Below are 21,051 nucleotides of genomic sequence, written 5' to 3'. Positions count from 1 at the left end.
AAGCATGACCATGAACTGAAAGAATCCGGGGCAGGCACGGCGCAAAGCCGGCCTGTCCCCTTTTCATTTTCCAGCCCGGAGCTTTTCCAATGCCATCCTATATGATCGTCACGGCCACCATTTCCGACCGCGAGACCTTTCTGGCCGGCTATGGCGCCAAGGTCGCGTCGCTGGTCGAGGCCTTTGGCGGGAAATATCTGATGCGCGCGCCAGGCGTCCAGTTGCTGGAAGGCCATTTCGGCGATGGCGGATCGGTCGTCATTTCCGAATGGCCCAGCCGGGAAGCGGCGCTCGCATTCTGGAAATCGCCCGAATATGGCGCGGCCCGGACGCTGCGTCAGGGCGTGGCCGAATGCCAGGTTCTGCTGATTGAAGCACCGGCAATCGCCGGCTAATCCGATTATTGATAGAGGGAACGATCATGTCCAAATTCTACGCCATCATTACCCGCGACAAGCCAGGCGCCACCGCCACGCGAATGGAAAAGCTGAAGGACCATCTCGCCCATGTGGAGGCAGGCCTGGACCGGCTGGCCGTCGCCGGGCCGCTGCGCGACGAGCAGGACAATTTCACTGGCTCGCTGCTGGTGGTGAAGGCCGAAAGCGAGGCCGAGGCACGCGCGCTGCTGGAATCCGATCCCTATTACAAGGCGGACATCTGGTCCGACATCGAAATCCGCGCCTTCGGTGCGGCAGCGGGCGACTGGGTCGGCGGTAAGACCTGGTAAAGGGGGAACAGAATATGGCGCGCGTCGCAAGGATAGAGGCCAATGGCGGGCCGGAAGTCATCACCTTCCACGATGTCGACCTTCCCGCCCCCAGTGCAGGCGAAGTACGCGTCCGGCATATAGTGCTGGGCCTCAATTTCATCGACACCTATCATCGGCGGGGCATCTATCCGGTGACACTGCCGGCCGAACTGGGCGTCGAGGGCGTCGGCGTGGTCGAAGCGACTGGCGAAGACGTCACCGATTTCCAGCCCGGCCAACGTGTCGGCTATTTCGGGCCGGAACGCGGCGCCTACGCCACCCATCGCAATATTGCCGCTACCTCGCTGTTCCCCATTCCCGACGATATCGACGATGACAGCGCGGCAGCGGCGTTGCTGAAGGGCTGCACCGCCGAATTTCTGGTCGAACGCTGCGCCAGGGTAGAGGCAGGCTGGCCCGTCCTCGTCCATGCGGCGGCCGGCGGCGTCGGGCTGATCCTGGTCCAGTGGCTGAAGGCGATCGGCGCGACCGTGATCGGCACCGTCAGCACCGAGAAAAAGGCCGTGCAAGCCAGCGCCGCCGGGGCCGACCATATCATCTTCTACCAGAGCGAGGACACCGCCAGCCGCGTCCGCGAACTGACCGGCGGCAAGGGCGTGCGCGTCGTTTTCGACGGCGTCGGCATGTCGACCTGGGAATCCTCGCTCGACAGCTGCGGCATTCGCGGCCTCATCGTGAACTATGGCAGTGCCGACGCGCCGGTGGGCGGGGTCAATCTGGGCGTGCTGGCGATGAAGGGCTCGCTCTATAATTCGCGGCCCATGCTCTACCATTATTATGTCGATCCGGCAGAGCGGGCGGCGGGCGTGGCCCGTCTGTGGGACATGCTGCGCGCAGGCAAGGTGAAGATCACCATCGGCCAGCGCTACCGGCTGGAAGACGTCGCCCAGGCCCATATCGATCTGGAAGGGCGCAAGACGACAGGTTCGACGCTCCTGCTTCCCTGAACGCACAAAAAGGGCCAGGTGCCTGCTCCAAGGTGCCCGGCCCATCGTCTATCCGTTCAGCGTCCGATTTCGATCAGCTCGATCAGTTCACCGGCCAGACCGCGCACCGTGGCGGCACGCCGCCCGCCATATAAAGCCCCTTCCCGTCTGACCGGCGGCACGATGAAGTCCGCACCCAGATCATCCAGATCATCCAGATCATCCACTGCCAGCGAGATCATCGCATTGCCGGGCGGCAGCATGTCCGGATCGCCCGGTCGCCCGGTCGCCTGCGGCGGATAATCATCCACCTCGACAATGGGCAACCGCCCCTTCTGCACCATGGTGATCGTCGTGCGGTAATCGCTGCCCAGCCCGAAGGCGTTGTTGATCATCGAATAGGCCAGCATATAGCTGGACGAAATATCCAGCTTCAGCGCCTTTTCGAACCAACCAAGGCTCGCCTCGCGATCCGGTGTCGCAAGGATCACGATGAAGATATGATCCACCAGCGATTGCGCCCTGGGCAGGTCGGAGGTCGGCGTATTGTCCGCCACCTCGTTGAGATAGATCATCTCGCGCCCGCGCCCCGTCACCTGCATGGGAACGAAATAGGGCAGGCCTTCCAGAGCCTTGGGCGGCCCCACAATGTCGAAACCGCTGCCCTGTAGCCGGTCGGGCCAACCGAACACATCCTGTACCGTCAGCTCATAGGCAGCCCAGCCATAGGTCCGCGTGGGCGTGAAATCCGGCGGCAGCACGGCCTCCACCAACCGGATGAAGCAGGGCGCGCCGCTTGCAGGCTGAAGCGTCGCAAAGCGCGCACCAGCGCTTTTCGGGCATCCCCAGCTCGCCGCGAGATCGGCATCCAGCAAGCCCTGCTCAACCACCATCAGCCCCAGACAGCCATGATAGTCCGCCAGCGCCGCATCGAGGTGGGGCGTCGAAACGACCCCGCCCAGTATCCGACCATGTTGCAGGGCGCCGCTCACCGGAACACAGCCTTGCGCTTTTCGAGGAAGGCCGAAACCCCCTCCTTGAAGTCCGCGCCAGTAAAGGCCGAAGCGAACAGCGCCTGCGTCCCGGCATCATCCTCCGACTGGCCGTCAAGGATGCTGCGGATGATCTTCTTGCTGTTGCGGACGCTGTGCGACGAGACAGTGGCGATAGTGCCCGCCAGCGCTGATGCCGCAGCAACCGGGTTCTCATCAAGCATCTCGATCAAGCCAATGCGCTGCGCATCCTCGGCCGCGAGCAGTTGGGCGGTGAAAAGGATGCGCTTGGCCTGTGCAGGCCCGACCAGATCCACCAGCAGCTTGGTATCGTGCAACGAATAGACCAGACCAAGCTTGGCAGGCGTGATGCCGAAACGCGCCCGGGGCGACGCAACGCGCAGATCACAGGCGATGGCAAGGCCACAGCCACCGCCGACGCAATCGCCGTCGATCACGGCGATGACCGGCTTTTCTGCCCGCGCCAGCTCATATTGGGCGCGGCTGATCGCGTCCTGGTTCTTCGCGCGCCATTCGGGATCCAGCGCACCCGCGCCAAATTCCCCAATATCCGCGCCCGCGCAGAAGATGCCTGAAGCCGCCGAACGGAGGAGCACGACCTTGATCGTCTCATCCGCCATCGCCTCCCCCAGCAATATGGGAAATTCTTCCCACATCGCCTGGGTGAAGGCGTTGCGCTTTTCCGCCCGGTCGATCAGTAGATGCGCGATCGCACCCTGTTTCTCGATCCGAACGCTCATGCCGGATCGACCTTTGCCAGATGCTGGGCGATGGCGTGGCGGGTGGTGATCCACACATCCCTCTTCGCGGTCACATGGCGGAAGAACTCCTCCAGCGCCCAGATGCGCCCCGGACGGCCGATGATGCGCAGGTGCAGGCCCAGCGACATCATCTTGGGATGGCCCGCTTCCCCTTCGCGATAGAGCTGGTCGAAGCAGTTCTTCGCATATTCCAGCCACTGCGTCGGCGTCATCGCTGGGTCGGTCCACATCTTCATATCGTTGGAATCGAGCTGATAGGGGACGATGGCAATCGGCTTGCCGGGCACGGTATCCCGATCCCAGAAGGGCACGTCGCCCGAATAATCGTCCATATGATAGGCGAAGCCCTCCTCGATCAGCAGGCGCCGCGTATTGTCGGTGTGGAAATAGCGGCTGAGCCAGCCATAGGGGCGCACGCCGACGGTCTTCTCGATGGAGGCGACCGCCTTGCGGATGAATTCGCGCTCCTGCTCCTCATTCATCTTGAACTGGTGCACCCAGCGCCAGCCATGGCTGACCGGCTCATGCCCGAGTTCTGCGATGGCCTGGGCGATTTCCGGATGATTTTCGAGGCTCAGCGCCGCTACCGTCCAGCTCGCCTTGATGTCATAGTCGCGCAGCAGCTTCACGATGCGCGGGGCGCCCGCCTTGATGCCGTAGCGATAGTTGGATTCATTGCCATAGTTGCGGATGGCCGACTTGATGTGGATGCCCAGTTCATCGACAGGCTCCATGCCGCGGTCGCCACGCGCCACGGTCATTTCCGACCCTTCCTCGACATTCACGACCACCGACAGCGCCAGCTTCGCATCATTCGGCCAGTCGATACGTTCTTCAATCATCAATGCATCTCCTCACCGCCCGAGACGTTCAGTGCCTCGCCGGTCACATAAACCGCGTCGTCGGAAGCCAGCCATGCGCAGGCGCCCGCGGTGTCGCTGCCCTTGCCGGGGCGACCCATCGGGTTCTTGCGGTGCATGTTCTCGATATAGGCCTCGACGCTGTCGAAGCCGAGCAGCTTCGAGAAATACTCATTCTGCCGCGCACCAAGGCCCGTCGTGACATGATTGGGGCACACCGCATTCACGGTGATGCCATATTGGCCAAGCTCGATGGCGTTGGAGCGGGTCAACCCGACCATGCCATGTTTCGAACTGGTATAAGGCGCCATGTGCGGGAAGCCTGACTTGGCCGCCTGGCTGGCGATGTTGATGATCCGGCCACCCTTGCCGCCCGCGATCATGGCCTTTGCCGCCGCCTTGGTGCCGTAGAAGGCGCCCGACAGGTTCACGCTGATCACCGCTTCCCACTCGCTGGACGTCGTTTCCAGCAGCGGCTTCATGATATAGCCGATGCCTGCATTATTGACCCAGATGTCGAGCGATCCGAACGCCTCGACGGTCTTCGCCGCCAGCGCCGCGCAGCTTTCCTCCGACCGCACGTCGCACGGGATAACCGCGACCTTCGTGCCGCGCTGGCGCAGTTCCTCGGCCACGGCCTCCATCTCGTCGGTGGTGCCGATGTCGCTGGCGCCCATATGCTCGGCCGGCTTGCCAAGGTCGGAGACGACGCAGTTCGCGCCCTCGTCCGCGAAGCGTTGCAGGATCGCCTGCCCCAGCCCTTTGTCACGGCCCGAGCCGGTGACGACTATGGTTTTCCCTTCGAAGCGGCGCATCACAGCGTCTCGGTCAGGATGAACTGCGGATTGTCAGCGAACTGCTGGAACTGGGCGGCGACCTTCTGCACCGCCTCGCTCGACGCATCGACGCCGAAGGCCGCCATGTCGGTGATGTCGATCACCTCGAAATAGGCATAGGGCGATGGCGCGTCGCTGCCCAGCACGCCGGTTACCCGGTGCACCTGGAAATCCTTGACGGAGGAAAGCGCATTGACGCCTGGAATGTCGACCGTCCGTGCCCAGTTTTCATAGGCGGCGGGATCGGCGTCCTGCTTCAGGTTGAACAGCACGATGATGCGCATAGGGCTCTCCTTCTTGTTCATCAGATCAGGGGGGACGACACGAAACCGGCAAGACCGGCATCGAACCTGCGGGCCAGCGCGATCAGCGCCGCCTCGCTATGGGGGGGACCGACCAGCTGCACCGCCACGGGCATGCCCTCGGCATCCAGCCCGGCGGGAATGCTGATCGCGGGCAGGCCGGAAATATTGGCAAGGCCGGTGAAGGCCGACTGGTTTGCGGGCGGACGGGCGCTGTGGCGGAAGGCCGCCTGCGGGGCCGTCGGCATCAGCAATATGCCATCCTCGCCAACGGCATCGCGCACCGTCATCCGCGTACGCGCCAATATCTGCTGGGCGCGCGCTACATCCTCCTCGGACCGGCCTTCGGCATAGTCGAGCATGAAGCGCAACTCATCCGACAGCCGGTCGGCAGCTTTCGTCCGGGTTGCGCCAAGATGCGTGATGAGTTCTCGCGCCGCGACGACGAAACCCGCAAAGCGCACATCCGCAGCGCTATCCGCCAGTTGGAGCGACCGCGAGGGCAGGTCGTCAACCAGCGCCACCGCCCGCTCATAAGCGGCGACAACCCCCGCCTCACAACCAAGGTCATCGAAATTGTCGAGCAGCACCAGCCGCTCCGGCACGGTCCCGGCATCCCCAGCGCCGTTCAGCACCGCCAGCACCGTTTCCAGATCGTCGATCGACCGGGCGATCGGACCGATGCTGTCCAGCCATTCGCTGAGCGGTACAAGACCCTTGTCGGAAATGGCGCCCGGCGTCGGCTTGATGCCATAGACGCCACTATAGGCCGCCGGAATGCGCACCGAACCCAGTGTGTCGGTACCAAGCGACGCGACGCACAGGCCCGCCGACACCGCAGCGCCGCTGCCGCCCGAGGAACCGCCGGGCGTATAGCCTTCTCGGTGGGGATTGATCGTCTGGCCGAACCAGGGATTGTCGGTCGTCGCGCCCAGCGCCGCTTCATGCATGTTGAGCGTGCCAAGGATGATCGCCCCTGCCGCCCGCAGCCGCGCCACAGCCTCCGCATCTTCCGAAGCGATGATGCCGCGCCGCGCCGCCATCCCGGCATTCCACTCCAGGCCCTTGACCGCGATGTTGGACTTCACCCCAACCGGCACGCCTTCCAGCGCGCGGACACGGCCCTCCGCAATCCGCTGGCCGCTTTCTTCGGCCGCCGCCGCGGCGCCCGCGCGGTCGACCTCGACATAGGATCGGATCGCGCCATCATGAGCGGCTACGCGGGCGAGATAATGGTCGACGACCTTGGCGGGCGTGGTTTCGCCCGCCGCATAGGCCGCATGCAGTCCAGCTATGTCGAGCCGATGCAATGGCGTCACGACTTGCGCTCGTCGATCAGGCGGATTGGCTTTTGCCTGACGTCGATCTGCGTCAGGGCCGCCGTGTCGCCGGGTCCGACCAGTTTCACCGAAACCTCGACGCCCAGCCCCTGACGCAGCAGCCCTGCAAGCTGGCCTTCATCCGTACCGCCACGGCTTTCGAGTGTGACCCGCATGTCGTCGCGGCCCGCCCCGTCGCGCGAGACATGACAGACGAACTCGCCCGTCATGTCGGCACGATTCTCGATCAGCGCGCCGATGGCATGGGGGAAGACGTTGATGCCGCGCAGCTTCACCATATTGTCGCTGCGCCCCTTGAAACCCGCTATCCGCTTGAAGGCGATGCCGGTCTGGTTGGCGCTGGTCAGCTCATGGGTGATGTCATGCGTGTTGAAGCGAATGCAGGGCGCGATGTCGTCCTTGAACAGGCAGGTCACGACCATGTCGCCGGTTTCGCCCGCATCCACGGCCGTACCCGTGTCGACATCCAGCAGTTCCAGATATTGCGCGTCCTCCCAGACATAGAGGCCGTCGCGCTCCGGACCTTCGCCCGCGATCGATCCGGTGTCGCCCACGCCATACCAGTCATAGGCCCTGGCCCCGCCCCATGCCTTTTCGACGCTGGAACGGTCTTCCGTCCCCAGATGGCCACAGATCATCTTGATGTTGATCCTGTCGAGCAGGCCTTCAGCCTCAGCCACCTCCGCCAGCTTGCGGATATAGTCGATGAAGCCCATCAACACCGACACGTTGAAATCCGCCATCAACCCGACCTGGTTGATCGAGCGCGTCTCGATGCCGGTGCCCGCCGACAGGAAGATGGAGTTGGTGAAATGCGTCACCGCCTCGCGGATATAGTGGCCGCCATTGATCATGCCGTGGCCATAGACCGACTGCACGACGTCGCCGGGGCTTACTCCCTGCCAGCGATACATGCGCCCGACGAGCAGGTTGGTGATCTCGCGCCCCTTGGGACCGAACAACAGCGCCTGCGGCCGCCCGGTGGTGCCCGACGTGGTGTGGAAGATCGTCGGCGGACGATCCGTGCCGCCCAGGCCAGCGAAATCGCCATAGGGCGGATGGTCGGCGATTGAGGCCATCAGGTCGGTCTTGTCATAGACCGGCAGCTTCGCAATGTCCTCAAGGCCGCGAATATCGCCCGCCTCTATGCCCTTGGCACCCCAGAGACGCTGGTAGAAGGGAATTTCCCAGCCGCGCTTCATCAGCTTGAGGAAGCGTTCATTCTGGAGCGCGTGCAGTTCATCGCGGCTCATGCCCGTGTAGCGCGCGACAAAGGCATCACCCACCGGATAGTCCTGAAGCATCTGCTTGGCGTCGAAAGCTTCGAAATAGGTCGGGAAAGTCATAATTGCTCCGGACGTGTGAAATAGGAAAGCGGATCGGAAAACAGGAGCGGATCGGGCTCGCTGGCGGCCAGTTCGTGGGCAAGGCTGCGCTTGGCCTGCGTCTGCGCGGGGCTCATCGCCGCGTCGGGATGGCCCAGCGTCGCGGGAATGACGCGTTCCAGCACCGAGCCGTCACGACGCGTCACCACCAGCCGCTGCGGCGACAGGGCGTTAGGATCGTCGTTGCCGTCCAGCGTGATGACCAGCCTGCCCGCCAGCGCGGCGATCGCCGGATCGGCAAAGGTCACGGGCGTGAAGCGGCGCGGATCGATCCGCCCATCCGTCAACATCAACGCCACCAGCAGGGGCAGGCAGAGACGGGCATAAGCGGGCGTCATGTCTGCCTGGAACGGGCGCCCGACCAGCCGCTGGATAAGGGGCGGCACGAACGCCTCGATCTTCACGACGGAGCCGGCATCGACATCCCCCTCGCGCAGCAGCGTGTCGAGCGTCGCGAGCACCGCATGGCTCGCCCGCCCCGACGGGAACGGCTTGATGCTGACTTCCGCGATCCGCCAGACCCGACCCAGCGCATCGGCATAGGGCGTCAGATCGCCCTCATCGAACAGCCGGAAATAGCCGAAGGGGCCCTCGAGCGCGTCATGCGGGCCGGTCAGCCCCGCCTTGACCAGATCGACCGCCGCGATGGCCGCCCGCGCCGCCCCTGCGATCTGGAGCGGCAGGGCAATAGATCCTTCGACATGCGCCTGCATCGTGCCCGCGCACTGCGAATAGGCAAGACCCAGCACATCTTCCAGCCGGTCGACGCCGTCGATCCGGGCCACCGCCAGCGCGGAGCCGATGCAGCCTGCGGTTGCGGGCCGGAAAAAGCGCAGCGGCGTGTCCGCCGACAGGCCAAGGCCGCTCGCAATGTCCACGCCGATAGCCAGCGCCGTCAGCGCTTCGTCCGGATCGCATCCGCCGCGCCGGTCGATCGCCGCCATGACGGAAGCGGTCACGGTGGACAGCGCATGGACCACGGCGGGCTCATGCACCGCATCCCATTCAAGACAATGGATCTGGAAGGCGTTGACAAAGGCCGCGCCCGCGGCGGGCAGGCGCATGCCCCGCGCAATCAGGCGGGCGTCGCTCCCCTGCCCCCAGCTCCGCGCCGCAACCAGCACATTGTCGGCGCCCGGCGCGGTCGAACCCGCCGCCCCTGTCGCCAGCGTATCGCCCAGCAGGTGAAGCGCAGCCTCCCGCACCACCGGGGGAAGCCGGTGCCCGGCGCGAACAAAATCAAGAATGCGATGCGTCGCGCTCAAAGCCAGCCCTCCAATATGCGCATGATGTCCGACACCCGATCGCCCTCAAGCGTGGCCACGATCATTTCGCTGGCCTCATCGATCTCGACGCCTCCCCATGCCATCAGCGCGCGGGCCTTTTCAACCACCCCGGCCTCGGACAAGGGCCGCTCCGGGTCCCCGCGCGCGTCGGCCAGCGTGATCCTGCCTTTCCCGCTCGACAGGGTGGCCCCGAAATGCGCGGGATAGGCGCGGGTCAGCGCCTCGCTCTCCACCACCGTCACCTGTCTGCGCGCATCGGCCAGCGCGGCAATCGCATCGGGTTCGAAGTCAGCAAGCTGCGGCACGCCCCGTTCCATGACGATGGCGACCGCATGTTGCAGCGAGAATTTCGCGTCGATCACGCTTTTCGGATCGGGCCGGTCGCAAAAGATGAGCGCATCGCGATAGGTGACGACCGTCACTGCCCCCTCCAGCGCCCCCATCGCCTTGAGTTCCAGCGCCGCGTCGATGGCGGGATGCGCATGGCGGCAGGCACCCCAGGGCTTGAAGCTCACCTGATCGATCCGCCAGCCCTCGCCCAGCACCGGCGGCTTTGGCGCGTCGCAGGTCGCGGCGAACAACCCCTGCGGCCCTTCCAAGATGAAGCGCGGCCCGGTGATACCCATAACCGCGTGCCGGGCCGCTGCCGTGCCCGTCATCATCGCATGGGCCAGATGCCACTGCTTGGCCATGACCGGCTCATGCCGCATCTGCCAGAGGCCGCCCGTGACCGATCCCGCCAGCCCCAGCGCCGATACAAGCTGCGCCTCGCTTGCGTCGAGGCGGAATACTGCAGCGGCAGCAGCGCCAAAGCTGCCCGCCGTCGCCGTATTGTGCCAATAGGCATAATGCCGCCCATCCAGCATCGCGCCGATCCCGATCATGGCCTCATAACCCCGCACACCCGCATCGAGTGCGTCGTCCAGCGCATCCCCGCCCATGCCGAGTACCGTGGGCCAGACGGCCGGGCCGGGATGCAGGATCGCCGTGCGGTGGACATCATCCATCTCCAGCACATTGCCCAGCCACGCCGCCTTGTCGGCGGCAGCAGCTCCCCTGTCCCCCGCCTGCAATCGAGCGACTTCGGATTGTCTTGCTCCTGCAACACAAGCCAGCCAATCCAGTAGATGCAGCCTCGCCTTTGTCCGGACAATTTTTTCTATCGGACGATGGAGATGCTGTGCAATGCGTTCAACTAGGCTATGGTCTATCGCAGTCATCGGAGATACTCCGACATGTAACGAATTGGCAGGGGAGTGTGAATTTGTCGGCGGAAGTTCAAAAGATTACGCGAAATGGTGGCAAGAAGCCACGCTATCAGGAACTTGCCGAGGATTTGCGCGCGGGAATTTTGCGTGGCGACTATCCCGATCCGGCGCATTTTCCCACCGAAAGCGTATTGTGCGCACGCTACGGGGTCAGCCGCTTCACTGTGCGCGAAGCCCTGCGCTCGCTGCAGACCGAAGGCCTGATCCAGCGCAAGCGCGGATCGGGCACCGTGATCAAGCCCGCCTCGGCGCGCGGCGGCGCGCTGCACCAGCCGCTGTCCAACGTCGGCGAAATTCTGCAATATGCTCGCGACAGCCAGATTCATTTCACCACCATGGGGCCGGCATCGCTGCCCAGGAAGTTCGCCGCCCATATTGCGGAGCCGGTAAGCGGGCGCTGGTATCATTTTCGCGGCTTGCGCACCCGGCAGGGACAGGCCGGACCGATCGCCCTGACCGACGCCTATATCCATCCGGACCTTGAAGCTGCCGCACGAGAGATACGGACGAACGAAGACACACTTTTCCGCCAGCTTGAGCGCCTGTCGGGCGTCAAGATCGCGACCGTGACACAGGATATCCAGGCGGTAGCCGCCAGCGGCACGGTCGCGGCAGAACTGGGCGTGCCCCGTCGCAGCCCCTGCCTTCGCATCCTGCGCTGCTATCTCGACGCCGAAGGCCGCATCATGGAGATTTCCGCGAGCCACCATCCCGGTGACCGCTTCGCCTACACCATGCATATCGACGTCGAGTAACAAGGGTTCAGCCATCGGCGCCAAGCTCCGGCGCCGATGTCGGGACCCAGGGATTTTCCCCCGCGAAACGAATGGGCGGCGCGATATGATGCGCCCCATCGGCTTCGACGATAAGCCCGCGTTCCGCGATATGAGGCTCCGAAAAAGCCTCCTGAAAATCAAGCACGGGGGAGAAGGCGACATCCTTGTCCGCAAACCAGGCAACCCATTCGTCGCGCGTCCGCGTGCGGAATATCTCCCGCAGAAACCCGACCAGCAAGGCCTGCTCCTCACCGGGCGCCGCCGCGCCGAGCGCAATGAGATCGGGCCGATCCAGCGCGTTCAGCAGGTTGGCGACGAACTTCAGTTCACGCCCGCCTAGCACGACATGCTTTCCATCCGCCGTCGCATAGACATTATAGAAGGCCGCGCCGCCCAGCGACCGCTGGCTGGCCGATCGCGGCGGCTCGCCACCGGCGATCGCCGCGCCTGCGATGTGCGCGCACCAGGGCAGCATGGAATCGAACATGGCGACATCCACATAGTCGCCCCGGCCGCTCTTCTCCCGGCCGATCAGCGCCATCAGCACGGCCGACAGCCCGGTCAGCCCCGCCGCCATGTCGGCCGAAGGTGCGCCCGGCACGACCGGCATGCCATCGGGACCGTCATTGACCGAAAGGAAGCCCGCCATGGCCTGAACCGCCATGTCGTGCGCGGGATGATGCGCCAGCGCCCCAGCCTGCCCAAAGGCCGAGATCGAGCAATAGACGATGCGCGGATTGCGCGACGACACCGCATCATAGCCAAAGCCCAGCCGCGCGACGACGCCCGGCCGGAAACCTTCGATGAACACGTCCGCCTCATCGATCAGCGCCCAGAGCGCATCGCGCCCCGCATCGCTCTTGAGGTCGAGCGCGACACTCTTCTTGCCCCGATTGAGGTTGCGAAACCAGATCGACTGTCCCGCCTCGAAAGGGGCCTGTTCGCGGGACGGCTCGCCGCTGAGCGGCTCGACCTTCACCACCTCGGCCCCCTGATCCGCCATCATCACCGACAGCATCGGCCCCGGCAGGAACTGCGACAGGTCGACGACCTTTAGCCCCGAAAGCTTGCCCATGGGATCAGACCACTCCCTTTGCCTTGAAGGAGGCGATTTCCTCTGCGCTAAAGCCGGCCTCCGCCAGCACCGCTTCGCTGTCGGCGCCCAGCAACGGGGCCGCACGGTTGGGCAAACGCTCCCCATCCATGCGGATCGGGTTGGCGAGTACGCGCAGCGCATCCCTGTCAGGATGCGACACCGTATCGATCATGCCGGTTTCGCGGAGATAGGGGTTGTCGAGCGCCTGATCGAGGCCATAGACCGGCGACACCGGCATGTAACCGGCAAGCCGTTCGACCCAGTGCGCCACCGGCTGCTCGCTGAAAATGCCATCCAATAGGGCGGTCAGCGCGTCGCGGTTGGCCAGCCGATCGGCCGGCGTCCCGAATCGGGGATCGGCGGCGAGTTCGCTGTGACCGATGCGATCGACCAGCACGTCCCAGAATTTGGGAAGCTGCGCCATTACGAACACCCAGCCATCTGCCGCGCGGAACATCTGGCTCGGCGTGACGGACGGGTGCGCCGAACGCTCGACACGCTCGGTGACGTCGCCTTCGTTCAGATACCAGACCGCCGGATAGCTGGTTTGATGGATGGCGGTGGACAGCAGGTCGACATCGACGTCCCGGCCAACGCCTGAACGTTGCGCATCGACAAGCGCGCCCAGCAGACCAATGGTCATGATCGTGCCGGTCATGAAATCGACCAGCGACAGGCCCGCACGCGTCGGCGGGCCATCCGGTTCGCCCGTCAGCGACAGCCAGCCTGCCTCCGCCTGCATCAGATAGTCATAGCCCGGCCAGCGCGCCCGCTCATTATCGCGCCCATAGGCGGAAAGATGAGCGCAGACGAGCGCGGGATTGACGTCCTTCAACTGCGCATAGGTCAGCCCGATCTTCTCGGGCAGGTCGCCTCGCAGATTATTGACGACGGCGTGACTGGACGCGGCCAGCCGATGCAGGATCTGCTTGCCCTCGACCGAATTGAGATCAAGCGTCAGCGAACGCTTGTTGAGGTTGAAGCTCTGGAAATAGAGGCTTTCACCCTTGCGCAGATAATGCGGGCCCACGGCGCGGGCCGTGTCTCCGGCCTTGGGCGGTTCGATCTTGATGACCTCCGCCCCCATCTGCGCGAGAAACATGGTGCCGTACGGGCCGGCACCATATTGTTCGGCGGACAGTATCCGATATCCTTCCAGGGGAAGTCTTCGCGTCACGCCGGGTTCCTTTTCAGCCATTGCTTGGCGATGATCATCCGCTGCATTTCATTGGTGCCCTCGCCGATGCACATCAGCAGAGAGTCACGATAATAGCGCTCGATCTCATATTCCTTCGAATAGCTGTAGCCCCCGAAGATGCGCATGGCTTCTTCCGAATTGCGGACGGCCGCCTCGGACGCGAAATATTTCGCCATCCCCGCCTCCATGTCACAGCGTTCGCCGCGATCATAGGCCCGGGCCGCCTGGCTGACCAGCAGCCGCGCCGCCTCGGCACGCGTCACCATCTCACCCAGTTTGAGCTGGATCGCCTGATGCTGCGCGATCGGCTTGCCCATCGTCTTGCGAAGCTGTGCATATTCGGTGGCCAGCCGCAGCGCCCCTTCCGCCAGTCCGACACCACGCGATGCAACATTGATCCGACCCAGTTCGAGCCCGCCGGTAGCCTGGAAAAAGCCCTGCCCTTCAACGCCACCGATCAGGTTCTCGGCCGGAATGCGATAATTGTCGAAGACCAGTTCCGCGGTATCGATCGACTTGTAACCCAGCTTGTCGAACTTCTTGCCGACGGTGAAACCTTCGCCCTTCGGCGCGATGAACAGGCTCATGCCCTTATAGCGCGGCTCGGCCTGGGGATTGGTCTTCACCAGAAGCGCGATGCAACTGCCCTGAATGCCGTTGGTGATCCATGTCTTGGTGCCGTTGATGACATAATCGTCGCCATCGCGCACCGCATGGGTCCGGATCGCCTGAAGATCGGTGCCCGCATCGGGTTCGGTCAGCCCCAGCCCGCCACGGATTTCCCCGGTGGCGAATTTCGGTAGCCATTTCTGCTTTTGCGCTTCGGTACCGAAACGCTCGACTGCCGCCGCCATCATCAGATGCGAATTGACGATGCCGGTAATCGCCATCCAATAGGATGAAATGCGCATGATGATCCTGGAATAGGTCGTCGCCGGCAGGCCGAGACCGCCATATTCCTGCCCAATGGTGGCGCCGAAAAGCCCCATATCTTTCATCTGCTCCACCAGTTCGGCGGGCCAGATGTCGTTATGATCATGATACATGACCACCGGACGAACATCCCGTTCGATCCAGCGGTCAATGGTTTCCAGCAGAGCAGCTTCATCGTCGGGATCGATATGCCGCTGAATATGTTCAGACATTATACTCTTACCTCAATCGTCGACGGGACCGAAACCACGCTTCCAGATCAGCATGGTCCGGTTAAAAGTGCAGACGATATCGCCATGCTGGTTCTTGCCTATCGTCTTGACGGTGACGATGCCCTGTTCCGGTCGAGAACTGGACTCACGCTTCTCAATGACTTCGCTTTCGGCGTAGATTGTGTCGCCGGGGAACATCGGATGGGTCAGGCGGATATTGTCCCAGCCCAGATTCGCCACAGCCTTCTGGCTGACGTCCGAAACGCTCATGCCGACCATCAGCGCCACGGTCAGCGGCGAACAGACCAGCGGCTTCTTGAATTCGGTCTTCTTGGCGAATTCATAGTCGAAATGCGCCGGATGCGTGTTCATCGTCAGCAGCGTGAACTGCACATTGTCGGCATCGGTAATGGTGCGTCCGGGGCGATGCTCATAGATATGGCCGACCACGAAGTCTTCATAATAGCGTCCGAAAGTTTCACGGAAGCGCCCGGGGCTGACTTCTACAACGCCTTCACGCATCTTGCTTGCTCCGCATTGCCAATATCCTTTGATATCGCCGCATGATCGGTGCTTCGAGCATGCGGCCGTTGAAACGAATTGCAGCACCACCGGCTGCGTCAAAAACCCTTTGCGCCTCTTCCGCCTCGGCAATCTCTTCGACCGTCGGACGGAATGTCGCGTTGATGATGTCGACCTGAGCGGGATGGATCGCCGCCTTGCCGGTAAAGCCGAGCGCCTTTGCGGCCTCTGCCTCGTCGCGTAGCCCCTGCTCGTCATCGAGCGCGATGAAGGGCACGTCGATCGCCGGAACCCCCGCCCCGGCACAGGCCATCACGAAGGCGCCACGCGCCGAACGCAACGGCTCCCATGCCAGCGCGACGCCCAGTTCGGCGGCAAAGTCGCCGCCGCCGAACATCATCGCCACCACGCCCGGTGCGGCGGCGATTTCCGGCGCCACCCGCAATCCCTTCACGGTCTCGATCAACGGCACGATTCCGGGCGTGCGTTTACCCAGAACCGACGCGATGATCCTGATCTCCACCGCGCTTTCCACCATGGGCACGAAGAGCAGCGCGGGAAGCACCGACGCATCGGCGAGCGCGAGCAGATCTTCCAGACCCGCCCGCGTCGTCATGCCGTTGATCCGCAGGACAAGCCGTGGATCGCCCCCGTCGATCGCCGCTACAGCCACCCCGCGCGCCTGACCCTTGGCCGGCTCAGGAACCGAATCCTCCAGGTCAATGCAGACGGCGTCGGCATTGCTGGCCAGCGCCTTGCCATAGCGTTCCGGCTTGGACCCGGGCACGAACAGCAATGTTGAAAGGCTGATGGGTGCGTTCACCAAGGAACCCCTCCTGTTGACGTCCACTTAAATTTGTCCGGACAACTTATAAGTCAAGCACAAAAGCGCCAACCCCCATTTTTCCGTCAGAATGGCTTCACCGTCCCAAGGTAGGAGGTGACAATCAGCAGTCCATAAACGATGAACACCCACACACGGGTCCGGTCCATGGTGCGGCGCAGCGGCACCTCCGTCTCATCGCTGGAACCTTCCTTCAGCAGGCGGCCAAGTTGCGGCCCCACCGGCTTGAACGCGACGTCGATCATGATCGCGGCGACGAAAATCAGCCCGAACAGCAGCGCCTTGGACGCAAGCCATTTCTCGGCCAGCGGCGCACCCGTCGCCAGCGACACGATGCCAAGGCCCAGATAGCCGACGGTGATCACATTTTTGAGCCAGAATTCGATCTTCCGGTTGCGCGCCGCACGCGGGGTCATGTCATGGAAATGCGCGTCCCAGACGAGCCAGAGCCAGAACAGCCCCGCCAGCCAGGCCCCCGCCAGCACCAGGGACGGAACCGCCCAGTAACCGCCCAGCGTCACCACCGAAAGCGACACCGGCACCATCAGCGCCCATGCCGTGCGCGGCGTCATGTCGATAAGGACGAGCAGCTTCAGCAACGCGATTCGCTGGTCCAGCGTGTAGAGATGACGCTTGCGGAAATGCTGCCCTGCCAGAAAGACCCCGACGTCGCCGCCGAGCCACAAAACAAAGAGAATCAAGTGAAAATAGACAAGGCTTGGGTAAGCCAGATCAGCGAGTGCCATCTAATTTTTCTCCTCCGTGGCTCAGGGCCGCTTGACAGCCTCCTGCTTACATGAAAATTTGTCCGGACAAATTAGAAAAAACGTCCGCAGGCAGAACTGCCATTTCCGGAATCAGAAAATAGGGAGAATAATATGAAGCGTCTTCTGCTCGTCGCGACGACCGCGCTCAGCGCAGGCATCGCGGTCGCGCCCTTGCACGCCCAGACGACGGCCAAGGCCGAAGACCAGTCGAGCGGTGGTGTTCAGGAAATCGTCGTGACGGCCCAGCGCCGTTCGGAAAGCCTGCAGAATGTGCCGATCGCCGTTTCCGCTTTCTCGGCCGATCAGCTCCGCAGTCAGGGCGTTTCCAACACGCTCGAACTGGGCCGCTTCGTTCCCAATCTGGTGTCGATGAACAATACCGGCGTGGGTTCGGCCAATGCCTTCTACCTGCGCGGCCTTGGCAATACGGAAACGATTCCGACCTTCGACCCGCCGGTTGGCACCTATGTCGACGAAATCTATCTCAGCCGTCAGAATGCCAATAATATCAATCTGTTCGATGTGGAGCGGGTCGAAGTTCTGCGCGGTCCGCAGGGCACGCTGTTCGGCCGCAACACCACCGGCGGCGCCGTCAACGTGATCCTGAAGGAGCCGGGCAAGGAATTTGGCGGCTTCGCGGAAGTCGGCTATGGTCGTTACAACAAGAAAATCGCGCGCGCTTCGGTCGACGTGCCTCTTGCCGACACCCTGTCTGTCAAGCTCAGCGGCTATTGGCAGAATGACGATGGCTATGTGAAGGACGTCACCACCGGCCAGCGCCTCAACGACGATGACGGCTGGGGCGCCCGCATCGGCATCCACGGCGAATTGAGCCCGTCAGTCCGCTGGAACGGTTCTTATGCGCATATCGTCGCCAATGGCGAGAATATCCTGAATTTCCAGTGCAACCCGGCAAATCCTTCGGACTGCAATGGACGTTTTGCTACCACCGGTATTCCAGTGGGCAAGAGTTCGTCCAATTCTCCCTTCGCTTCTCTGCCAATCAGCGGCCGGAAGAAATATTTCCTGATGGGGAATTATACGACAACCAATCTGATCACGTCGAACTTCGAAGTCGATCTGGCCGAAAAGATGACGCTGAACCTGATCACGGGCTTTGTCAGCCAGGACCAGCAATATGCGCTCGACTTCTATGACGGTCGTAGCGGTCCTTCGCTGGCCAATCCGAATCCGGTCGTCATGGGCTATGCGCGGGGCGGCTTCGCGATCCTGAACGACGGCACGCATCAGCAGTTCAGCCAGGAAGCCAAGATCAACGGCAGCGTCGCCGACGGCCTGATCGACTATGTTGCCGGTGCCTTCTATCTCGTGGAGCGCAACCGCACCGATTTCGCCGACACCTTCACGCTCTCGCCGACCAGCACGCTGATCCTGGCGGACCGCATCCTGCGCAACAAGACGGAGGCGCTGGCCGGCTACGCCCAGATCGACGTCAACCTCACCGACCAGATCAAGCTGACCGGCGGCATCCGCTACACCGACGAAACCAAGACTCTGCAGGTCCAGGACAATCGCGCAAGCTGTAATGACGGTACAATCGAAGCGACCTGCCTCGACACCTTCAATCTTGTCGGGCCTTCCGGACTGAAGATCCCCGACAAGCTGAAGACCAAGCAGTGGACGCCGCGCTTCGCGATCAATTACAAGGTCAATAACGATATCCTGCTCTTCGCCTCGGCGACACGTGGATTCAAGTCCGGCGGCTGGAATGCCCGCGCGACATCTGTAACGTCCTTCCTGCCCTTCGGCCCTGAAAAGGTCTGGAGCTATGAAACCGGTATCAAATCCGAATGGTTCAATCGCCGTCTTCGTGCGAACCTCACCTTCTTCTACATGGACGTGAACGATCTCCAGACGCCTTCCGCGCTGGTCAACCCCAATGGGTCTGCCACCTTCATCACCCGCAACTTCGCGGACATGACGAACAAGGGCATTGAGGCCGAATTCACCGTCGTGCCGGTCGAAGGGCTGAACCTCTACGTCAACGCCGGTTATCAGGACGCCAAGTTCAAGATCAATCGCAACGCGCCCGATTATGACGAATATGGCATCCAGTCGGTCAATGCGCAGCAAAAGGCGTGTCAGGCCCTGATCGCTGCGGGCAATATTCCGGGCGGCACCGGCACCACCGCCGCCTGCGGCGTCGGCATCGTCACGCCCGACGGCAGGATCGCCGATCCGACGCGCACGCCCAAATGGACGATCGCCGTGGGCGGCAATTATACCGTGCCCCTGGGCAGCAGCGGCCTATCGCTGGTCCCGTCGATCAACGGCAGCTATCGCACCAGCCAGGAAACCAACGCCGCCAACTACACCATCTATTCGGGGTCGATCACCGGCACCAACGGCACCTATCCGGCCAATCCCTATGGTGGCGAAGAGATATTGAACGGTTCCTTCTCCCCAGCGGCCTGGTTCGTCAATGCGAGCCTGGCGTTGAACGGAGCGGACAAGAAGTGGCAGCTTTCGGTGTCCTGCACCAACTGCCTGAACAAGACGGCGGCCAACACATCGCTGGCGAACACGCGCTATATCGACCCGCCGATGATGTGGGTGGCGCGCGCTCGCTACAACTTCTAGTAACTTCCCGCCCGGCGGGGATGCGATCCGCATCCCCGCCGGGCGGCAGCTTGGAATGGCTCTGAGATGTCGCGTTTTGACACTGCAATACAAGGGAATGGTCCAGGCATGACAATCGCCTCCGGCGCGCGCTCGGAATTCAGGCTGGGCGCGAAGCCGCTTGCGGCAGCGTTGATCGGGGTGGCCTGCGGTGCATCCCCTCTGCCCTTCAACGTCCTGCCGCTGGTCATGGGGCCAGTCAGTACCGAATTCGGATGGGATTTCGCCGCCACCAGTGCGGGCGTCACTGTCTTCGGCATCATCGCCGCGCTGCTCGCTCCCCTTTACGGCGCCTTGTCGGACCGCTTCGGCGTTCGCCCGGTGGTGCTCTGGTCGCTGTTCCTGTTCGGCATCGTCTTCGGTTCCTTCTATTTCCTGCCCGCGTCGAAGATCGGCTATCTGCTCTTCTGGGCGGTACTGGGCGCGATCGGCATCGGTTCGACCCCGGTCACCTGGAGCCGCGCGATCAGCATGTGGTTCAACCGCCATCGCGGGCTTGCGCTGGGCATCATGCTGCTGGGCACCAGCCTCGCCGCCATGGTCGTGCCGCAGATCGCGCAAAAGGCTATCGCTATGGGCGGGTGGCGCATGGCGTTCCCGATCGTGGCCCTGCTGCCCCTGCTCGTCGCCATTCCCATTGCCTTCCTCTGGTTTCGCGAACCCCGTCCCGACGAACGCCCCGAAGGCGTCGCCGACCCGAGCGGCACGATATTCGGCATCCCGCTGAAACAAGCCATGGGCGGCCATCGTTTCTGGATCCTGTTCACATCGATCCTGCTGACTGCCTTCGCCTATGGCGGCGCACATATCCACATCGCCCAGATCGTCGGCCTGCACGGCTTTTCTGCGGAGGTCGCCGCCAGTGTGCTGGGCGTGGTCGCCATCGGCATCCTCGTCGGGCGACTGCTTGTCGGTTATATGTTCGACCGTTTCTGGGCACCGGGCGTCGCCTTCCCCGCGCTGCTGCTGCCCGCAGCCGCCTGCTGGCTGCTGATGGGCACGGACGCAACGCTGAGCCATGTCATCGTCGGCGGCTTCCTGCTTGGCTTTGCCGCCGGCACGGAATCCGACATCATCGCCTATCTCGCCTCGAAATATTTCGGCATGGCGCATTATGGGCGCATCTATGGTGTGCTCTACATGCCCTTCGCCATCGGCTCCGCCATCTCCCCGATCGTCTATGGCATGGTGCGCGACCGCACCGGCAGCTACGACCTCATCCTTGGCGTGGCGATGGCCATGTTCGCCATCGGCGGCGTGCTGCTACTGGCACTGGGCCGCTATCCCGACCTCAAGACAAGCCATTCAGGAAATTGA

General features: G+C 63.0%; 21 protein-coding genes. 6 read left to right on the top strand and 15 right to left on the bottom strand.

Annotated elements, in window-relative coordinates:
• Positions 1-89: 89 nt before the first annotated feature.
• The 3 genes from HUK73_RS21915 to HUK73_RS21905 are packed head-to-tail and all read left to right on the top strand — an operon-like array spanning position 90 to position 1,716.
• Positions 90-395 carry a DUF1330 domain-containing protein gene (locus tag HUK73_RS21915; protein ID WP_176593931.1) on the top strand — a complete coding sequence of 102 codons (306 nt, stop codon included), beginning with the start codon at positions 90-92 and terminating at the stop codon, positions 393-395.
• 26 nt (positions 396-421) lie between these two features.
• On the top strand, positions 422-727 hold the full coding sequence (locus HUK73_RS21910; RefSeq protein WP_176593930.1) for a YciI family protein: 306 nt from the start codon (positions 422-424) through the stop codon (positions 725-727).
• Between the two features lie 14 nt (positions 728-741).
• A complete protein-coding gene (locus HUK73_RS21905; RefSeq protein ID WP_176593929.1) occupies positions 742-1,716 on the top strand; it encodes a quinone oxidoreductase in 975 nt (324 codons plus the stop codon).
• Between the two features lie 56 nt (positions 1,717-1,772).
• Here the strand turns inward: HUK73_RS21905 and HUK73_RS21900 are convergent, their stop codons facing one another.
• The 9 genes from HUK73_RS21900 to HUK73_RS21860 are packed head-to-tail and all read right to left on the bottom strand — an operon-like array spanning position 1,773 to position 10,551.
• Positions 1,773-2,687, bottom strand: coding sequence for a hypothetical protein (locus HUK73_RS21900; RefSeq protein ID WP_176593928.1), 915 nt, complete (start codon positions 2,685-2,687; stop codon positions 1,773-1,775).
• Positions 2,684-3,448 carry an enoyl-CoA hydratase/isomerase family protein gene (locus HUK73_RS21895; protein ID WP_176593927.1) on the bottom strand — a complete coding sequence of 255 codons (765 nt, stop codon included), beginning with the start codon at positions 3,446-3,448 and terminating at the stop codon, positions 2,684-2,686. The genes HUK73_RS21900 and HUK73_RS21895 overlap by 4 nt, the downstream gene beginning before the upstream one ends.
• Complete coding sequence (locus tag HUK73_RS21890; protein WP_176593926.1) at positions 3,445-4,311, bottom strand: polysaccharide deacetylase family protein; 867 nt, start codon at positions 4,309-4,311, stop codon at positions 3,445-3,447. The genes HUK73_RS21895 and HUK73_RS21890 overlap by 4 nt, the downstream gene beginning before the upstream one ends.
• On the bottom strand, positions 4,311-5,144 hold the full coding sequence (locus tag HUK73_RS21885) for an SDR family NAD(P)-dependent oxidoreductase (RefSeq protein ID WP_176593925.1): 834 nt from the start codon (positions 5,142-5,144) through the stop codon (positions 4,311-4,313). The genes HUK73_RS21890 and HUK73_RS21885 overlap by 1 nt, the downstream gene beginning before the upstream one ends.
• Positions 5,144-5,449, bottom strand: a complete 306-nt coding sequence (locus HUK73_RS21880) for an REDY-like protein HapK (RefSeq protein ID WP_176593924.1) — start codon at positions 5,447-5,449, stop codon at positions 5,144-5,146. The genes HUK73_RS21885 and HUK73_RS21880 overlap by 1 nt, the downstream gene beginning before the upstream one ends.
• Positions 5,450-5,469: 20 nt before the next feature.
• Positions 5,470-6,786, bottom strand: coding sequence for an amidase (locus tag HUK73_RS21875; protein ID WP_176593923.1), 1,317 nt, complete (start codon positions 6,784-6,786; stop codon positions 5,470-5,472).
• Positions 6,783-8,153 (bottom strand): phenylacetate--CoA ligase family protein, encoded by a 1,371-nt coding sequence (locus HUK73_RS21870; protein ID WP_176593922.1) that lies wholly within the window; start codon positions 8,151-8,153, stop codon positions 6,783-6,785. The genes HUK73_RS21875 and HUK73_RS21870 overlap by 4 nt, the downstream gene beginning before the upstream one ends.
• Complete coding sequence (locus HUK73_RS21865) at positions 8,150-9,457, bottom strand: MmgE/PrpD family protein (RefSeq protein ID WP_176593921.1); 1,308 nt, start codon at positions 9,455-9,457, stop codon at positions 8,150-8,152. Before HUK73_RS21865 ends, HUK73_RS21870 begins: the two co-directional genes overlap by 4 nt.
• Positions 9,454-10,551 carry an MmgE/PrpD family protein gene (locus HUK73_RS21860; protein ID WP_255326492.1) on the bottom strand — a complete coding sequence of 366 codons (1,098 nt, stop codon included), beginning with the start codon at positions 10,549-10,551 and terminating at the stop codon, positions 9,454-9,456. The genes HUK73_RS21865 and HUK73_RS21860 overlap by 4 nt, the downstream gene beginning before the upstream one ends.
• Positions 10,552-10,742: 191 nt before the next feature.
• Here HUK73_RS21860 and HUK73_RS21855 point away from each other — a divergent pair, with 191 nt between their 5' ends.
• Positions 10,743-11,501 (top strand): GntR family transcriptional regulator, encoded by a 759-nt coding sequence (locus tag HUK73_RS21855; RefSeq protein ID WP_218036680.1) that lies wholly within the window; start codon positions 10,743-10,745, stop codon positions 11,499-11,501.
• A gap of 7 nt (positions 11,502-11,508) precedes the next feature.
• Here HUK73_RS21855 and HUK73_RS21850 read toward each other — a convergent pair whose 3' ends face one another.
• The 6 genes from HUK73_RS21850 to HUK73_RS21825 form a co-directional block, all read right to left on the bottom strand.
• On the bottom strand, positions 11,509-12,597 hold the full coding sequence (locus HUK73_RS21850) for a CaiB/BaiF CoA-transferase family protein (protein WP_176593919.1): 1,089 nt from the start codon (positions 12,595-12,597) through the stop codon (positions 11,509-11,511).
• A gap of 4 nt (positions 12,598-12,601) precedes the next feature.
• A complete protein-coding gene (locus HUK73_RS21845; protein WP_369805594.1) occupies positions 12,602-13,795 on the bottom strand; it encodes a CaiB/BaiF CoA transferase family protein in 1,194 nt (397 codons plus the stop codon).
• Positions 13,792-14,961 (bottom strand): acyl-CoA dehydrogenase family protein, encoded by a 1,170-nt coding sequence (locus HUK73_RS21840; protein WP_176593917.1) that lies wholly within the window; start codon positions 14,959-14,961, stop codon positions 13,792-13,794. Before HUK73_RS21840 ends, HUK73_RS21845 begins: the two co-directional genes overlap by 4 nt.
• Positions 14,962-14,973: 12 nt before the next feature.
• Positions 14,974-15,483: a MaoC family dehydratase gene (locus HUK73_RS21835; protein ID WP_176593916.1), complete on the bottom strand. Its 510-nt coding sequence runs from the start codon at positions 15,481-15,483 to the stop codon at positions 14,974-14,976.
• Positions 15,476-16,306 carry a CoA ester lyase gene (locus HUK73_RS21830; protein ID WP_176594763.1) on the bottom strand — a complete coding sequence of 277 codons (831 nt, stop codon included), beginning with the start codon at positions 16,304-16,306 and terminating at the stop codon, positions 15,476-15,478. Before HUK73_RS21830 ends, HUK73_RS21835 begins: the two co-directional genes overlap by 8 nt.
• 86 nt (positions 16,307-16,392) lie before the next feature.
• The gene (locus tag HUK73_RS21825; RefSeq protein WP_176593915.1) at positions 16,393-17,073 is read right to left on the bottom strand and encodes a hypothetical protein; all 681 of its coding nucleotides are present in this window, start codon (positions 17,071-17,073) and stop codon (positions 16,393-16,395) included.
• Between the two features lie 132 nt (positions 17,074-17,205).
• Between HUK73_RS21825 and HUK73_RS21820 the strand changes: the two genes are divergently transcribed.
• Both HUK73_RS21820 and HUK73_RS21815 read left to right on the top strand, forming a co-directional pair.
• A complete protein-coding gene (locus HUK73_RS21820; RefSeq protein ID WP_176593914.1) occupies positions 17,206-19,695 on the top strand; it encodes a TonB-dependent receptor in 2,490 nt (829 codons plus the stop codon).
• A gap of 108 nt (positions 19,696-19,803) precedes the next feature.
• A complete protein-coding gene (locus HUK73_RS21815) occupies positions 19,804-21,051 on the top strand; it encodes an MFS transporter (RefSeq protein WP_218036678.1) in 1,248 nt (415 codons plus the stop codon).

The organism is Sphingobium sp. EM0848 (assembly GCF_013375555.1).
Lineage (GTDB): Bacteria > Pseudomonadota > Alphaproteobacteria > Sphingomonadales > Sphingomonadaceae > Sphingobium.
This window is presented reverse-complemented; position numbering and strand designations above follow the sequence as displayed.

Bases quoted from the DNA above. Each gene is read 5' to 3' on its own strand.
- HUK73_RS21915 (WP_176593931.1), top strand. From the start codon at position 90: ATGCCATCCTATATGATCGTCACGGCCACCATTTCCGACCGCGAGACC.
- HUK73_RS21910 (WP_176593930.1), top strand. From the start codon at position 422: ATGTCCAAATTCTACGCCATCATTACCCGCGACAAGCCAGGCGCCACC.
- HUK73_RS21905 (WP_176593929.1), top strand. From the start codon at position 742: ATGGCGCGCGTCGCAAGGATAGAGGCCAATGGCGGGCCGGAAGTCATC.
- HUK73_RS21895 (WP_176593927.1), bottom strand. From the start codon at position 3,448: ATGAGCGTTCGGATCGAGAAACAGGGTGCGATCGCGCATCTACTGATC.
- HUK73_RS21890 (WP_176593926.1), bottom strand. From the start codon at position 4,311: ATGATTGAAGAACGTATCGACTGGCCGAATGATGCGAAGCTGGCGCTG.
- HUK73_RS21885 (WP_176593925.1), bottom strand. From the start codon at position 5,144: ATGCGCCGCTTCGAAGGGAAAACCATAGTCGTCACCGGCTCGGGCCGT.
- HUK73_RS21880 (WP_176593924.1), bottom strand. From the start codon at position 5,449: ATGCGCATCATCGTGCTGTTCAACCTGAAGCAGGACGCCGATCCCGCC.
- HUK73_RS21870 (WP_176593922.1), bottom strand. From the start codon at position 8,153: ATGACTTTCCCGACCTATTTCGAAGCTTTCGACGCCAAGCAGATGCTT.
- HUK73_RS21850 (WP_176593919.1), bottom strand. From the start codon at position 12,597: ATGGGCAAGCTTTCGGGGCTAAAGGTCGTCGACCTGTCGCAGTTCCTG.
- HUK73_RS21840 (WP_176593917.1), bottom strand. From the start codon at position 14,961: ATGTCTGAACATATTCAGCGGCATATCGATCCCGACGATGAAGCTGCT.
- HUK73_RS21835 (WP_176593916.1), bottom strand. From the start codon at position 15,483: ATGCGTGAAGGCGTTGTAGAAGTCAGCCCCGGGCGCTTCCGTGAAACT.
- HUK73_RS21825 (WP_176593915.1), bottom strand. From the start codon at position 17,073: ATGGCACTCGCTGATCTGGCTTACCCAAGCCTTGTCTATTTTCACTTG.
- HUK73_RS21820 (WP_176593914.1), top strand. From the start codon at position 17,206: ATGAAGCGTCTTCTGCTCGTCGCGACGACCGCGCTCAGCGCAGGCATC.
- HUK73_RS21815 (WP_218036678.1), top strand. From the start codon at position 19,804: ATGACAATCGCCTCCGGCGCGCGCTCGGAATTCAGGCTGGGCGCGAAG.